This window comes from Amycolatopsis sp. PS_44_ISF1, assembly GCF_032335455.1.
Lineage (GTDB): Bacteria > Actinomycetota > Actinomycetes > Mycobacteriales > Pseudonocardiaceae > Amycolatopsis.
Genome location: NZ_JANUXO010000002.1, coordinates 2,533,932 through 2,549,248, shown reverse-complemented (window position 1 = coordinate 2,549,248; position 15,317 = coordinate 2,533,932). Strand labels below are relative to the sequence as shown.

Sequence of the window (15,317 nt, the reverse complement as noted above, 5' to 3'; positions counted from 1 at the left end):
GCTCCGGGGCCCACCGTGGTACCGGATGAGCCGCCCGAAGCCAGTGATCCTACTTCTCCGGGACGCTCCGTGTCCGCAGGCGCTACCCGTCCAGGTAGCGTCAACCGGCGTGATCAGCCCTGCTCAGCCGCTGCCCCCGGTGGCCGTCGTCGGACCCACGGCCACCGGGAAGACGGCGCTGGCCGTCGAGCTGGCCCTGGCGCTGGGCGGCGAGGTCGTCAACGCCGACGCGCTCCAGCTCTACCGCGGCATGGACCTCGGCACCGCGAAGGCCACCGAGGCCGAGCGCCGCGGGGTACCGCACCACCTGCTCGACGTCCTCGACGTCACCGAGACCGCCTCGGTCGCCGCCTACCAGCGCGACGCCCGGCGGCGGATCGAGGAAGTGCTGGCCGCGGGCGGCGTCCCGGTGCTGACCGGCGGTTCGGGCCTGTACGTCCAGGCCGTGCTGGACGACCTGCGGTTCCCCGGCACCGACCCGGCCGTGCGCGCGAAGCTCGACGAGGAGGCGGCGCGACTCGGCCCGGCCTCGCTGCACACCCGGCTGGCACAGCGCGACCCGGCCGCGGCCGCCGCGATCCTGCCGACCAACACCCGCCGGATCGTGCGGGCGCTGGAGGTCATCGAGATCACCGGCGAGCCCTTCTCGGCCAACCTGCCCAAGCCCGGGCCGGCGCGCTACGGGACCGTGCTGGTCGGCGTCGACCGTGCGCCCGCCGAGCTGGACGCGCGCGTGGACCTGCGGGTCGAGCGGATGTTCGAGGGCGGCCTCGTCGACGAAGTCCGGATGCTGATCGAGCGCGGGCTGCGCGAGGGGAAGACGGCTTCGCGCGCTCTGGGCTACCAGCAGGTGCTCGCGGAGCTGGACGGCGAAGCGGACTTCGCGGCGGCGGCCGCGGCGACCGCACAGGCCACCCGGCGCTTCGTGCGGCGCCAGCGCTCCTGGTTCCGGCGGGACCGGCGGATCCAGTGGTTCGACGGCGCCGGCGAGGGTCTGGCCGGACGCGTACTCGCCGTTCTCGGCCGGTAACCTGGAGCCATGGGCGGCATCGAATTCCTCAAGGGCCACGGCACGCAGAACGACTTCGTGCTGCTGCCCGACGCCGCCGGCCGCCTGGACCTGACGCCGGCGCGGGTGGCGGCGCTGTGCGACCGGCAGCGAGGGCTGGGCGCGGACGGCGTGCTGCGCGTCGTGCGGTCGGGCGTGGCGGGCCTGGAGTCGCGGGGCGAGTGGTTCATGGACTACCGCAACGCCGACGGCTCGATCGCCGAGATGTGCGGCAACGGCGTGCGGGTGTTCGCGCGCTACCTGGTCGAGGCGGGCCTGGCCGGGGTGGGCGGGTTCGTCGTCGGCACCCGCGCGGGCGACCGGCCGGTGGAGGTCCACCCGGACCGCTCGGTGACCGTCCACATGGGACCAGCGGCGATCACCGGCACCTCGGTGACGGTGGTGGCGGGCCGCCCGTTCTCCGGCGTGGCCGTGGACGTGGGCAACCCGCACCTGGTCTCCGTGCTCGACGACGACGTGGCCGGGCTGAACCTGGAGCACCAGCCCGACTTCGACCACGACTTCTTCCCCGCCGGGGTGAACCTCGAGTTCATCAACCGGCTGGGTGAAGGCGCGCTCCGGATGCGCGTGCACGAGCGCGGCGTGGGGGAGACGCGCGCCTGCGGCACCGGTACGGTCGCCGCCGTGGCCGCCGCCCTGCACCTCGCGGGCACCGACACGGGCTCCTCCGCGGTCGACGTCCCGGGCGGTCGCGTGCAGGTCACCGTGGCCCGCGGCGCCTCCACCCTGACCGGGCCCGCGCAGCTCGTGGCCCGCGGCGAACTCGACGAAGACTGGTGGGCCGCCGCCGGCGGGTGAGCACCGGCGGCGGCTCCGGTCAGGCGCCGATCGTCACCTCGACCGCCAGCTCGCCCGCACCGGCCCGGGTCTCCACCGCGGCCACCGTGCCCGCGGTCCGGATGTCGGCCTCGACCGCGCCGAATCCGGCCAGCACCTCGGGCGTGGCGGTCACGGTCAGGGCTTCCACGCTCGCGCGCATGGACACCTTCGCGTCCGTCTTCGCCCGCCGCACCGCCGCGATCACCGTGCCCGCCAGCGTCAGCAGGGCCGGGTCGCCCTCGGTCTCCAGAGTCCCGGGCCACGGCGCGCGGTGCACCGAGCCCGCCTGCCACCACGACCAGACCTCTTCGGTCGCGTAAGGCAGGAACGGCGCGAACAGCCGCACCACCGCGGAAAGCGCCGTGGCCAGCGCCGCCCGCGCGGACTGCGCCGCCGCCTCGCCGCGGTCGCCGTAGGCGCGGCCCTTCACCAGCTCCACGTAGTCGTCGCAGAACGTCCAGAAGAACGTCTCGCTCAGCTGGAGCGCCCGCGCGTAGTCGAGTGCTTCGAACGCCGCCGTCGCCTCCGCGACCACCGAGGACAACGCCGCCAGCACCGAACGGTCCAACGGCTCCGAAGCCACCGCGTCCGCCGAGGGCAGCCCGAGGCCGAGCACGAACCGGCTCACGTTGAGCAGCTTCGTCGCCAGCCGGCGGCCCACCTTCATCTGGCCCTCGTCCACGGCCGTGTCGACGCCGGGCCGCGCGCTCGCCGCCCAGTACCGCACCGCGTCCGAGCCGTACTTCTCCAGCAGGTCGGCCGGGGTCACGACGTTGCCCACCGACTTCGACATCTTCTTGCGGTCCGGGTCGAGCACCCAGCCGGAGATCGCCGCGCGGCGCCACGGCAGCACGCCCTCCTCCAGCTCCGCGCGCACGACCGTGGAGAACAGCCAGGTGCGGATGATCTCGTGCGCCTGCGGCCGCAGGTCGTACGGGAACACGCGGCGGAACAGGTCGTCGTCCAGGCTCCAGCGGCCGGCGATCTGCGGGGTGAGCGAGGACGTGGCCCAGGTGTCCATCACGTCGGCCTCGGCGGTGAAACCACCCGGCACGTCACGCTGGTCCGCGGTGTACCCCGGCGGCACGTCGGTGCTGGGGTCGACCGGCAGGCTCGCGTCCCCGGGCACCAGCACGGCGCCGTGGTCCGGCTCGCCGCCGGCGTCCAGCGGGTACCAGAGCGGGATCGGCACGCCGAAGAACCGCTGGCGGCTGATCAGCCAGTCGCTGGTCAGGCCCTCGACCCAGCTGCGGTAGCGGACCTGCATGTGCGGCGGCACCCAGTCCAGCTCGGCGCCGCGGTCGAGCAGCCGCCCGCGCAGCCGCTCGTCCCGCCCGCCGCCCGTGACGTACCACTGGCGGCTGGTGACGATCTCCAGCGGCTTGTCACCCTTTTCGTAGAACTTCACCGGGTGCGTGATCGGCCGCGGCTCACCGCGCAGCGCGCCGTTGTCGCGCAACAGGTCCACCAGGATCTGGCGTCCCGTGTGGACGGTCTTGCCGGCCAGCGGCGCGTACGCCTCGGCCGGCACGCCGTGCGGCGCTTCGGCCAGGAAGCGCCCGTCGCGGCCCAGCACCGGACGCGTCTCCAGTTGCAGCGAGCGCCACCAGGTCACGTCCGTGGTGTCGCCGAAGGTGCACACCATCGCGATGCCGGTGCCCTTCCCGGGATCGGCGAGGTGGTGCGCGCGCACCGGCACCTCGACCCCGAACACGGGCGTCCGCACGGTCTCGCCGAACAGCGCCTGGTACCGCTCGTCGTCCGGGTGCGCCACGAGCGCGACGCACGCGGGCAGCAGCTCCGGGCGCGTGGTGGAGATCAGCACCTCGGCGTGGCCGGCCGTGCGGAACACCAGGTCGTGGTACGCCCCGGGCCGCTCGCGGTCCTCCAGCTCGGCCTGGGCGACGGCGGTGCGGAAGGTGACGTCCCACAGCGTCGGCGCCTCGCGCTGGTACGCCTCGCCGCGCGCGAGGTTGCGCAGGAAGGCGCGCTGCGAGATCTGCGTCGTGGCCGGGTCGACCGTCTGGTACGCCGTGCTCCAGTCGACGGAAAGCCCGATGCGGCGCCAGACGTCCTCGAAGACCTTCTCATCGGTCTGCGAAAGCTCCTGGCACAGCTCGACGAAGTTGCGGCGCGACACCGGGACCGCGTTCTTGCCCGGCTTCTCCGGCGGCCGGAAGCCCGGCTCGTACGGCAGCGAGGGCTCACAGCGCACGCCGAAGTGGTTCTGCACCCGGCGTTCGGTCGGCAGGCCGTTGTCGTCCCAGCCGATCGGGTAGAACACCTCGCGCCCGCGCATCCGCTGGTACCGCGCGACGAGATCGGTGTGGGTGTAGGAGAAGACGTGCCCGATGTGCAGCGAGCCGCTCGCCGTCAGCGGAGGGGTGTCGACCGAGTAGACGTCTTCACGCTGCTTCGCGCGGTCGAACCGGTAGACGCCTTCGTTCTCCCATACCGGTACCCACTTCGCCTCCAGACCGTCGACACCGACCTTGTCCGGGACTTGGGGGCTGGGGTTGGGAGCACCGTTCATGCCCCGAACTCTAGGCCGACGCCCGGACGCCCTCCGCCGTGGCCGGGAGGTCCCGCATCCGCCGCAGCGGGGAGCAGACCACCCACAGCGCCCCGGCGAGCTGGCCGGTCATCGCGATCCACAGCGCGCCGGTCAGCCCGAGGGATTCCCCGAGCACCCCGCCCAGCAGCCCGCCCAGCGGCATCGCGCCCCAGACGACGAACCGCACGCTGGCGTTCATCCGGCCCAGCAGCCGGTCCGGGGTGATGGCCTGGCGGTAGGAGACCTGCGCGACGTTGTACAGGATCACGCCGAACCCGGCCGCGGCCAGCCCGAACCCGGCGAGCGCGGTCCGCCAGCCGGGACCGGCCAGCGGCACCAGCAGGTTGCCCGGCCAGACCAGCAGCGGGAGCAGCCAGATCGACCGCGCCTGGCCGACCCGGCGGATGATCGCGCCCGAGCACACCGCGGCGAGGACGCCGCCGACCCCGCCGGCCGCCAGCAGCCCGCCGACCGCCGCCGGGGACAACCCGGCCGTGCGGGTCAGGAACAGCACCTCCACCGCCTGCGCGGCGGCGCCGAACAGGTTGGCCGTGGCGGTGCAGGCGACGATCGCGCGCAGCGGCCGGTCGGCGAAGACGAACCGCAGGCCCTCGGCGATCTGCGGCCGCAGCCGTTCACTCCCGGTGCGCTCCGGCCCGGGCTCGGCGCTGGGTCTGGCGCGGATCCGCCCCAGGCACAGCGCCGAGGTGAGGTAGCCGAGCCCGGTGCCGAACACCGTGCCGGCCGCGCCGATGAGCTGGACCAGCGCCCCGGCCGCGCTCGGCCCGGCGATCTGCGCGGTGGACTGGACCGCCTGCAGCTTCGCGTTGCCCTCCAGCAGACGCGCGCGGCCGACCAGCGCGGGCAGGTAGGCCTGGTAGGCGACGTCGAAGAACACCGTGGCCAGCCCGGTCAGCAGCACCACGACGAGCAGGTGCGCCATGGTCAGCACGCCCGTCCACCCGGCCACCGGGATGCTCAGCACCAGCCCCGCGCGCACCAGGTCGGCGGTCAGCATCACCGGGCGGCGCGGCCACCGGTCCACCCACACCCCGGCGGGCAGCCCGATCAGCAGGAAGCCCAGCGTCTCGGCCGTGGTCAGCAGGCCCATCTCGAACGGCGAGGCGGCCAGCGTCGCCGCCGCCAGCAGCGGCACGGCGGTGGCGCCGACGAACATCCCGAACTGGCTCGCGGTGTCCGCGGCCCACAGCCGGCGGAAGTCCGCGTGGAAGAACAGCGAATCCCTACTCACCTGATCGAGTGTCTTTCAGTGATTGGAAACTGTCAATCACTCGACGTCCTAGGCTGGGGTGGTGCCGACGAAACGACGTCCCCCGACGGAGGCCGAGGCCGCCGCGCTCGCGTCCGGGCTGCGCCTGCGCGTGATCCGGCTGACCTCCTTCGAGGCCATGACCAACAAGGAGCTGGCCGAGCGGCTGGGACGCGATCCGGCGACGATGCTGCACCACGTGCGCAAGCTGGTGGAGAACGGTTTCCTGGCCCCCCAGGAGCCACGGCGGGGCGCCCGCGGTGCGAAGGAGATCCCGTACCTCTCGACCGGGCTTTCGTGGCTGCTCGACCACGACACCGGCCGGGAGCCGGTCGGTGAGGCGATGCTGGAGGCGTACCTGGCCGAGCTGGCCGAGGCCGGGCCCGGGGAGGTGGACTCCGCCCGAGCGGTCTTCCAGGTCCCGCCGGAGGACGTCGCGGAGTTCAAGGAGCGGCTCGCCGGGCTGCTCGACGAGTTCATCCACCGGCCCGCCGCGCCCGGCCGGGACCGCACCGCGGTCTACTTCGCGATTTATCCGAGCAGGTAATCCACTCGGCTCCCGCGCGGAATCGTGGGAGCATGGAGGCACGATGACAGAACTGACACACAAGGACCACAACGAGGAAGATCCGTCCACCGGCGAGATGGAGCTCGAGGACCGCGCCTCGCTCCGCCGGGTGGCGGGCCTGTCCACCGAGCTCGCGGACGTCACCGAGGTCGAGTACCGGCAGCTGCGGCTGGAACGGGTCGTCCTGGTCGGCGTGTGGGCCGGCGGCACGGCCGAGCAGAACGACGCCTCGCTCGCGGAGCTGGCCCGGCTGGCCGAGACCGCGGGCTCCGAGGTGCTCGAAGGACTGGTCCAGCGGCGCGTGCAGCCGGACCCGGCCACCTACATCGGCTCCGGCAAGGTGCGGGAGCTGCGGGACGTGGTCGTCGCGACCGGCGCCGACACGGTGATCTGCGACGGCGAGCTCTCGCCCGGGCAGCTGCGCCAGCTCGAGCAGAAGGTCAAGGTCAAGGTGATCGACCGGACCGCCCTGATCCTCGACATCTTCGCCCAGCACGCCTCCTCCAAGGAGGGCAAGGCGCAGGTCGAGCTGGCCCAGCTGCAGTACCTCATCCCGCGGCTGCGCGGCTGGGGTGAATCGCTGTCCCGGCAGGCCGGTGGCCGCGCCGGCGGCGCGAACGGCGGCGTGGGCCTGCGCGGTCCCGGTGAGACCAAGCTCGAGACCGACCGGCGGCGGATCAACAAGCGGGTGTCCAAGCTGCGGCGCGAGATCGCCGCGATGGACACCATCCGCGAGACCAAGCGCGGCCGGCGCGTGGCCAACGAAGTGCCCAGCGTGGCCATCGTCGGCTACACCAACGCCGGCAAGTCCAGCCTGCTCAACGCGCTGACCGGCGCGGGAGTGCTGGTCGAGGACGCGCTGTTCGCCACCCTGGACCCGACCACCCGGCGGGCGCAGACGGCGGACGGGCGCACCTTCACCCTCACCGACACCGTCGGCTTCGTGCGGCACCTGCCGCACCAGCTCGTGGACGCGTTCCGCTCGACGCTGGAGGAGGCGGCCGACGCCGATCTCCTGCTGCACGTCGTGGACGGCGCCGACCCGGCGCCCGAGGAGCAGGTGAACGCGGTGCGCGAGGTGCTCGGCGAGATCACCCGCACCCGCCAGGAGCCGCTCCCGCCGGAGCTGCTGGTGATCAACAAGGCCGACGCGGCCGACCAGGTCACCTTGGCCCGGCTGCGGCACCAGCTGGCCGGCTCGGTGCTGGTCTCCGCGCGCACCGGCGCGGGCATCCCGGAGCTGGCCGAGGTGCTGGCCGAACGGCTCCCGCGCCCGGAGGTGGTGGTCGACGCGCTGGTCCCGTACACGCGGGGTGAGCTCGTGGCCCGTGCCCACAAGGACGGCGAAGTGCTGGAAGAGGAGCACGTCGAGGACGGCACCCGGCTGCTCGTGCGGGTCCACCCGGACCTCGCGGCCGCGCTGCACCAGTTCGAGACCAACTCCACCCCCCGTTAGCGCGTCTTCCGTAGTGTGCGGCTGATCCCGGTCGCACACTACGGAGGTGAGCCGGTGCGCTTCGTCCTCGCGGCGTTCTTCCTGCTGCTCGGTGCCCAGCCCGCCGGGGCTGTGTCTTCTGTGACCCCAGCGCCCACTGTGGCCTCTGGGCTCTGCCAGGTGACGGATCCGCGGGTGACCGAGCTTTCCGGACTGGTCTCCGACGGCGCACGGTGGTACGCGGTCAACGACGGCGGGACCGAGGTCGAGGTGTTCGTGCTGGACCGCTCGTGCACCGTGCAGGACGTGCTCACCGCGAACACCGACCCGTACGACGTCGAGGACCTCGCCCGCGCGCCCGACGGCACGCTCTGGCTCGCCGACACCGGGGACAACGGCAAGAAGCGGGCCACGGTGGCGTTGCTGGAGCTGAAGCCCTCCGGCGGCGGGGCGAAGCTGCACCGGCTGACCTACCCGGACGGCCCGCACGACACCGAGGCCCTGCTGCTCGACCGGTCCGGCACGCCGTACCTGGTCACCAAGGACATCCTGGGCGACGCGAAGGTGTACCGTCCGACCGGCCCGCTCGCGACCCCGGGCCCGACCCCGCTGGAGCAGACCGGCTCGGTCCGCATCCGGTCCACCGACACCCAGGGCGGCCCGGTGGGCGCTTTCGGCTCGGTGTTGGTGACGGGCGGCGCGACCAGCGCGGACGGCACCGTGGTCGCATTGCGCACGTACACCGACGCCTACCTGTACGCCGCGCCAGACGGCGACGTCGCCGCAGCGCTCGAGCGCACGCCCGTGCGTATCCCCCTGGCGGGGGAAAAACAGGGCGAGGCGGTGGCGTTCGAACCCGACGGCACGCTGCTGTCGGCCGGAGAGGGAATCGGCCAGCCGGTGCGCGCGGCGAAGGGTGCCGCTTCGCTGGTTGCCGCTCCGTTGAGTGCTGCCGCAGGGAACCAGGCGGCCGATGCCTCCGCGGGGGAATCCCGCTCCCCGTCCGGCGGGGGACTACCCCCGCTGCCGGCGGCGGCGTTCGCGGTGCTGGTGGTCTTCGGTGGCTGGTTCCTGGTGCGGAAGCTTCGGCGCCGCTGATACCGGTCTCGTCCGTCCTGCGCGGACTCCGGTGGCGGAGGTGCTCCGAACGGCCCGGCTACCAGGCGAGCCCGTCCGACGAAACGGTCCGTCGGCCGCGGTGGAGTCGGCCGTCCGGCGGGGTCGGCTGACCGAGGGGATTCGACGACCGAGGGGATTCGGCTAACCGAGCGAGTCGGCGGCCGAAGGGTTCGGTTGCTGAACCGGTCCTCTCAGACGGCGGTTCCGGCCCCGCCCCCGGAGACGGGCGCCGGAACAAGAGTGCGGCCAGGCCCTCGCCGCCCCCGTGGGCCCGGCCGGGCCGGGCGCCCGTCCTCACCCGCGCGGCCGGGTTCAGAGGCGGCGCAGGACCGCGACGACCTTGCCCAGGATCGTGGCGTCGTCGCCGGCGATCGGTTCGTAGGCGTCGTTGTGCGGCATCAGCCAGATGTGGCCGTCCTTGCGCTTGAACGTCTTCACCGTGGCCTCGCCGTCGATCATCGCCGCGACGATCTCGCCGTTGTCGGCCGTCGGCTGCTGGCGGACGACCACCCAGTCGCCGTTGGTGATGGCCGCGTCGACCATCGAATCGCCGGTGACGCTGAGCAGGAACAGCTCGCCCTCGCCGACGATCTCGCGCGGCAGCGGGAAAACGTCCTCGATGGCCTGCTCCGCGAGCACCGGCCCACCCGCGGCGATCCGGCCCACCAGCGGCACGTAGGCCGCCTTCGGCATGGACGGCTGCTGGTCGATCTCGATGCCCATCGGGTTGTCGTCGGTGGTCGACAGCACGCCGACCGCGCGCGGGCGGTTCGCGTCCCGGCGCAGATAACCCTTGCGCTGCAGCGAGCGAAGCTGGTGCGACACCGAAGAGGTCGAGGTCAGCCCGACCGCTTCGCCGATCTCCCGGACGCTCGGCGGATAGCCGAACCGGCTCACCCAGGACCGGATCACGTCCAGCACCTGCTGCTGACGCACGGTGAGCGTTTCGTCCACGTCGTAGATCTCGGGCAGGGCGCTCACCTTGCCCGGGCCGCCGGGCGTGGTGCCCGCCTTGCTCTCCTTGGCCACTGCGTATCCTCCAGCCGTCCCGCGGTCGCCGCTCACGGCGTCCCGCGCGTTCCCGCGTCCGCCGGCCGGCACCCGCTGCTGCGGGCGCGCTCGCCGGCGACATCTGCCCGGCAGATGTCCTGGTTGCCGACGTTAGCCGCCGGTAACGACGATTTCAAACATCTGTTCGATCGACACGCCGTGTCCTCTCGATTTTGTCGGTGCGGGATGGTAGACCTTCGCACGGGCGTTCGATAGAACGCCTGTTCGACCTCGACCACATCGTCGCCGGTGAGGGCGTCGCACGGAGCGGGATCGAACCGAACAGCAGGTCATGAGGAGGTTCGCCATGTCGATCCTGGCCGACCGCGGGCTGGTCCGCCCGCTTCGCCCCGTCCGGCAGTCCGCGCCCACCCGGCGGGAGGTGGCCCGCCGGGCCGCCCTGGTGCGCGGGCAGGCGGTTCGCGAGGTCGCTCCGCCCCGGGAGGAGGCCGATTGCGAGGCCGCTCCTACGCGCGGAGAGACCGGTCGCGAGGCCGTCCCGGTTCGTGCCGAGGCTGGTCGCCGGGCTGCCCCACTGCGGGGGGAAGCCGATCGTCGGGTCGCACCGCTCCGGCGGAAAGCCGAGGCCGCCCTCGCCCGTCGCCGTCCGGCGGCGCTGAGCCTGGCCGAGCCCGGTCCCGCCGTCCCGGCCCGGGTAGCCCGCGAACGCCGTGGGGAATCCCTACGCCCGCCGACCCGTGCGCGTGTCGTCGCGGGCCGCACGGGCACTCCCGCCGCGTGCGCCGAGGCTCGCCGCCCGGCCGTCCGCTGGCCCTGGCTGCTGGCCATCGCCGCGGCCGCCTGCCTGGTGGTCACCGCCCTCGGTGTCTTCGGCGCGGGCGCCCCCGGCGGCGCCGTCCCGTCCGGCACCGCCTCGATCTCGGTCGAACCGGGCGACACCCTGTCCGCGATCGCCGCCCGCTTCGCCCCCAATAGCGACCAAGCGGCGGTGGTCACCCGCATCGAGCAGCTCAACAACCTGGACGGCGCCGTGCTGACCCCGGGCCTGCCCCTGACCGTCCCGGTCGCCGCGGGCACCGGGCTGGGTTCGTGACCCCGCCACGCCGGACCGGGGAGAAAGGGGGCACGGCGGCCACCGGGCATGGTCGCCGCGATCGGCGCGGCCGGTGAGCCTTTACCCGGTTGAGTCCTCGGTGGACAGTCTCCGCGATGGTCCGGGGGTTCCAGGAGAACGCCAGCGGAGCGATTCGCCGGGCAGCGTCCGGAGTACTGCCTTTTGTCCGGGCAATGTCTAGAGCGCTGTCTATTCGCCGGGCAGTTCCCAGAGTGCCGCCGTTTCGCCGGGCTGTGTCCAGAGTGCTGCCGATTCGCCGGGTAAAGCCGTAAGGGCTGCCGTCTCGCCAAGCTGGGTCGACAGTGCTGATGACTCCGGATGCGTCCGTGACCGCCGATGCCCGCCGTCCCTGTAGCTCTTGCCCGCCTGGTGGCCTCGGATGCGCGCCGTCTCCATGGATCTGGACCAGCCGCAGCCGACGATGCCCGCCGTCTTCGAAGCTTCAGATCGCTTCCCGGCCACTGATACCCGCCGTTTCCGTGGCTTCGGACCGCCCCGCGCCCGTCGATGCTCGCCGTCGCGTACCTGCCGAGTGCCTCCGTTCACCGACCGCCCATCCGGCGCCAGCCTGACCGCCGACCATCCTCTGAAAACCCCCGCCGCCCGCGGGCTGGACCAGCGCCCGTCACCCTCTGGGGTCTTTCTCCCTCCACCGCTTGCCCCCACCCCCAACGCGTCCTAGGGTCTACCCCTATATCTAGTAGTTGCACCGCTGTAGTTGGTCCACAGGTTGGGGTAGACTCGAAGTCGGTTGTCCACAGCCGACCGGCGTTCATCCACCGGCTGTCCACAGATCGAGCACCAGGCGCGGGGTCGTGCGGGGGGCTCGTGACCCAGGCCGTAGCGTGGCGGCAGGGGCCGGACGGTGGCGGAGTCGGCCGGTGTGTGAGGGGAAGGTGATCGGCGGATGAGGTGCCCGTTCTGCCGGCATGCGGACTCTCGGGTCGTCGACTCCCGAGAGGTGGACGAGGGTCAGGCGATCCGGCGGCGGCGCTCGTGCGCGCAGTGCGGTCGGCGCTTCACCACGTCGGAGACGATGGTGCTCGCCGTCGTCAAGCGTTCCGGCGTCACCGAGCAGTTCAGCCGGGACAAGGTGGTGAACGGCGTCCGCCGGGCGTGCCAGGGCCGGCCGGTCGACGACGACGCGTTGCAGAAGCTCGCGCAGCGCGTGGAGGAGTCGATCCGCTCCGCCGGGCTGGCGGAGATCCCGAGTCACGAGGTCGGCCTGGCGATCCTGGGCCCGCTGCGTGAGCTCGACGGAGTGGCGTACCTGCGGTTCGCCAGCGTCTACCGCTCGTTCTCCTCGGTCGAGGACTTCGAGAAGGAGATCTCGGACCTGCGTCAGGCCATGGCGGGTGCGGCTGCGGAAGAAGGAAGCAAGCGCGCCGAAGGCGATTGAGCCAGTCGCCGGCCGCGCGCGGGAGTTGAGGGGAAGAGACCCGATGACCGAAACCGTGGGAACCGGCGCAGCGGCGGCCGGGCGCAGCAAGAAGAAGCCCGGTGGCGGCGGCTTGACCGTCGAGCGGGTCTTCACCACCGAGGGCGTGCACCCGTACGACGAGGTCGCCTGGGAGCAGCGCGACGTGGTGATGACCAACTGGCGCGACGGCAGCGTGAACTTCGAGCAGCGCGGGGTCGAGTTCCCCGGGTCCTGGTCGGTCAACGCCACGAACATCGTCACCAGCAAGTACTTCCGCGGCGCGATCGGCACGCCGCAGCGCGAGAGCAGCCTCAAGCAGCTCATCGACCGCGTGGTGAAGTCCTACGTCGAGGCCGCGGCCGAGCACTCCTACTTCGCCGGGCCGTCCGACCTCGAGGTCTTCGAGCACGAGCTCACCTGGATGCTGCTGCACCAGGTCTTCAGCTTCAACTCGCCGGTCTGGTTCAACGTCGGCACGGCGTCGAAGCAGCAGGTTTCGGCCTGCTTCATCCTGGCCGTCGACGACACGATGGAGTCGATCCTCAACTGGTACCGCGAGGAGGGCCTGATCTTCAAGGGCGGCTCCGGCGCGGGCCTCAACCTCTCCCGCATCCGCTCCTCGAAGGAACTGCTGACCTCCGGCGGCACCGCGTCGGGCCCGGTGTCGTTCATGCGCGGCGCCGACGCGTCCGCGGGCACGATCAAGTCCGGCGGCGCCACCCGGCGCGCGGCGAAGATGGTCGTGCTCGACGTCGACCACCCGGACATCGAGGAGTTCATCCAGACCAAGGCCCGGGAAGAGACCAAGATCAAGGTCCTGCGCGACGCCGGGTTCGACATGGACCTCTCCGGCGCCGACATCTCCTCGGTGCAGTACCAGAACGCCAACAACTCGGTCCGCGTCTCCGACGAGTTCATGCAGGCGGTCGAGACCGGCGGGCCGTTCGCGCTGCGCGCCCGGCTCGGCGGCGAGGAGGTCGAGCGCGTCGACGCCAAGAAGCTGTTCCGCACCATGGCGCAGGCGGCGTGGGAGTGCGCCGACCCCGGCGTGCAGTACGACGGCACGATCAACGACTGGCACACCTGCCCCGAGTCCGGCCGGATCACCGCGTCCAACCCGTGCAGCGAGTACATGCACCTGGACAACTCCAGCTGCAACCTGGCGTCGCTGAACCTGCTGAAGTTCGTCTCGGCCGAAGGCACCTTCGACGCGCCGCTGTTCGCGAAGGCGGTCGAGTTCGTCATCACCGCGATGGACGTCTCGATCTGCTTCGCCGACTTCCCGACCGATCCGATCGGCGAGACCACCCGAAAGTTCCGCCAGCTCGGCATCGGTTACGCCAACCTCGGCGCCCTGCTGATGGCGCTGGGCCACGCGTACGACTCCGAGGGCGGCCGAGCGCTCGCCGCTTCGATCACCTCGCTGATGACCGGGGTCTCCTACCGTCGTTCGGCCGAGCTGGCCAAGGCCGTCGGCGCGTACGAGGGCTACGCGCGCAACGCCGAAGCGCACCAGCGCGTGATGCGCAAGCACGCGGCGGCGAACGAACTGGTCCGCACGCACCATTCGAACGACGCGGCGGTCCGCGCGCTGGCCGGCGAGGAATGGCGGCGTGGCAACGAATTGGGCGAGCGGCACGGCTGGCGCAACGCCCAGGCCTCGGTGCTCGCGCCCACCGGGACCATCGGCTTCATGATGGACTGCGACACCACCGGCATCGAGCCGGACTTCTCGCTGGTGAAGTTCAAGAAGCTGGTCGGCGGCGGCTCGATGCAGATCGTCAACCAGACCGTGCCGCGCGCGCTCGAGGTGCTGGGCTACCCCGGCGAGCAGGTCGAGGCGATCGTCGAGTACGTGGCGCAGCACGGCCACGTGGTCGACGCGCCGGGCCTGCGCCCCGAGCACTACGAGGTGTTCGACTGCGCGGTCGGCGAGCGCTCGATCGCGCCGATGGGCCACGTCCGGATGATGGCCGCGGTGCAGCCGTTCCTGTCCGGGGCCATCTCCAAGACGGTGAACATGCCGGAGACGGCCACCGTCGAAGAGGTCGAGGAGATCTACTACCAGGGCTGGAAGCTGGGCCTCAAGGCGCTGGCGATCTACCGGGACAACTGCAAGGTCGGCCAGCCGCTGTCCACCGGGAAGAAGAAGGGGGAGACAGCCGAGGCCGAGCCGGAGAAGGCGGTGGAGTACCGCCCCGTGCGCCGCCGGCTGCCGAAGAAGCGCCCGAGCCAGACGGTTTCCTTCACCGTCGGCGGGGCCGAGGGCTACCTGCACGCCGGCTCGTACCCGGACGACGGCCTCGGCGAGATCTTCGTGAAGCTCGGCAAGCAGGGCTCCACGCTGTCGGGGGTGATGGACGCCTTCTCCATGTCGATCTCGGTGGGGCTGCAGTACGGGATCCCGCTGGAGTTCTACGTCTCGAAGTTCTCCAACCTGCGCTTCGAACCGGCGGGCCTGACCGACGACCCGGACATCCGGATCGCCACCAGCGTGATGGACTACCTGTTCCGCCGCCTGGCCCTGGACTACCTGCCCTACGAGAAGCGCTCGCAGCTCGGCATCTTCACCGCCGACGAGCGCTCGGCCGAGGTCGAGGCGAGCTACGGCGGGCCGAACGCCGACCTGGAGGGGCTGCGCACCGGCGTCGACGCGTCGGCCCCGGTGGCACCGTCCATTTCGGACCCGGCCGCGCTCGACGTGCGGAGCACGACCGAGCTGATGGAACTGCACCTGGGCAAGGCCGCGGACGCGCCGCTGTGCATGACCTGCGGGACCAAGATGCGTCCCGCGGGCGCCTGCTACGCCTGCGAAGGCTGCGGCGCCACCTCCGGCTGTAGCTGAGCCGACGTCACCGGGGGCCGGCCGAACCCGTCGGCCTCCGGTGACGTCGTGACCCGGCCGGGGTCGGCCCTGGCCGCAGAAAGCGTGCTGGCC

At 72.1% G+C, this 15,317-nt stretch carries 11 protein-coding genes; 8 read left to right on the top strand and 3 right to left on the bottom strand.

The features are described 5' to 3' along the window. The first annotated feature begins 109 nt into the window (after positions 1-109). Positions 110-1,030, top strand: coding sequence for a tRNA (adenosine(37)-N6)-dimethylallyltransferase MiaA (gene miaA, locus NYF13_RS25585; RefSeq protein ID WP_315660182.1), 921 nt, complete (start codon positions 110-112; stop codon positions 1,028-1,030). Between the two features lie 9 nt (positions 1,031-1,039). Then, positions 1,040-1,867 (top strand): diaminopimelate epimerase, encoded by an 828-nt coding sequence (gene dapF, locus NYF13_RS25580; RefSeq protein ID WP_315660181.1) that lies wholly within the window; start codon positions 1,040-1,042, stop codon positions 1,865-1,867. Between the two features lie 19 nt (positions 1,868-1,886). On the opposite strand, the gene valS is transcribed toward dapF, so the two are convergent. Next, positions 1,887-4,421 (bottom strand): valine--tRNA ligase, encoded by a 2,535-nt coding sequence (valS, locus tag NYF13_RS25575; protein ID WP_315660180.1) that lies wholly within the window; start codon positions 4,419-4,421, stop codon positions 1,887-1,889. Positions 4,422-4,431: 10 nt separating this feature from the next. After that, positions 4,432-5,694 carry an MFS transporter gene (locus NYF13_RS25570; RefSeq protein ID WP_315660179.1) on the bottom strand — a complete coding sequence of 421 codons (1,263 nt, stop codon included), beginning with the start codon at positions 5,692-5,694 and terminating at the stop codon, positions 4,432-4,434. Positions 5,695-5,755: 61 nt separating this feature from the next. Here NYF13_RS25570 and NYF13_RS25565 point away from each other — a divergent pair, with 61 nt between their 5' ends. Genes NYF13_RS25565 through NYF13_RS25555 form a run of 3 tightly spaced genes read left to right on the top strand, consistent with a single transcriptional unit; the run spans position 5,756 to position 8,813 of the window. Then, positions 5,756-6,259, top strand: a complete 504-nt coding sequence (locus tag NYF13_RS25565) for a helix-turn-helix domain-containing protein (protein WP_315660178.1) — start codon at positions 5,756-5,758, stop codon at positions 6,257-6,259. Between the two features lie 43 nt (positions 6,260-6,302). Next, positions 6,303-7,736 (top strand): GTPase HflX, encoded by a 1,434-nt coding sequence (hflX, locus tag NYF13_RS25560; RefSeq protein ID WP_315660177.1) that lies wholly within the window; start codon positions 6,303-6,305, stop codon positions 7,734-7,736. A 54-nt stretch (positions 7,737-7,790) separates the two neighbouring features. Then, on the top strand, positions 7,791-8,813 hold the full coding sequence (locus NYF13_RS25555) for a hypothetical protein (RefSeq protein ID WP_396287667.1): 1,023 nt from the start codon (positions 7,791-7,793) through the stop codon (positions 8,811-8,813). Between the two features lie 333 nt (positions 8,814-9,146). On the opposite strand, the gene lexA is transcribed toward NYF13_RS25555, so the two are convergent. Then, a complete protein-coding gene (gene lexA, locus NYF13_RS25550; RefSeq protein ID WP_396287666.1) occupies positions 9,147-9,863 on the bottom strand; it encodes a transcriptional repressor LexA in 717 nt (238 codons plus the stop codon). A 328-nt stretch (positions 9,864-10,191) separates the two neighbouring features. Between lexA and NYF13_RS25545 the strand changes: the two genes are divergently transcribed. From NYF13_RS25545 to NYF13_RS25535, 3 genes are all read left to right on the top strand, one after another. After that, a complete protein-coding gene (locus NYF13_RS25545; RefSeq protein ID WP_315660176.1) occupies positions 10,192-10,938 on the top strand; it encodes a LysM peptidoglycan-binding domain-containing protein in 747 nt (248 codons plus the stop codon). A 928-nt stretch (positions 10,939-11,866) separates the two neighbouring features. Continuing rightward, positions 11,867-12,358, top strand: a complete 492-nt coding sequence (gene nrdR, locus NYF13_RS25540) for a transcriptional regulator NrdR (protein ID WP_315660175.1) — start codon at positions 11,867-11,869, stop codon at positions 12,356-12,358. 43 nt (positions 12,359-12,401) lie between these two features. Next, positions 12,402-15,224 (top strand): vitamin B12-dependent ribonucleotide reductase, encoded by a 2,823-nt coding sequence (locus NYF13_RS25535; protein WP_315660174.1) that lies wholly within the window; start codon positions 12,402-12,404, stop codon positions 15,222-15,224. Positions 15,225-15,317: the final 93 nt, after the last annotated feature.

What these genes read in the sequence shown, in the direction of transcription:
- dapF (WP_315660181.1), top strand. Translation starts at nt 1,040, where the DNA reads ATGGGCGGCATCGAATTCCTCAAGGGCCACGGCACGCAGAACGACTTC.
- valS (WP_315660180.1), bottom strand. Translation starts at nt 4,421, where the DNA reads ATGAACGGTGCTCCCAACCCCAGCCCCCAAGTCCCGGACAAGGTCGGT.
- hflX (WP_315660177.1), top strand. Translation starts at nt 6,303, where the DNA reads ATGACAGAACTGACACACAAGGACCACAACGAGGAAGATCCGTCCACC.
- NYF13_RS25545 (WP_315660176.1), top strand. Translation starts at nt 10,192, where the DNA reads ATGTCGATCCTGGCCGACCGCGGGCTGGTCCGCCCGCTTCGCCCCGTC.
- nrdR (WP_315660175.1), top strand. Translation starts at nt 11,867, where the DNA reads ATGAGGTGCCCGTTCTGCCGGCATGCGGACTCTCGGGTCGTCGACTCC.
- NYF13_RS25535 (WP_315660174.1), top strand. Translation starts at nt 12,402, where the DNA reads ATGACCGAAACCGTGGGAACCGGCGCAGCGGCGGCCGGGCGCAGCAAG.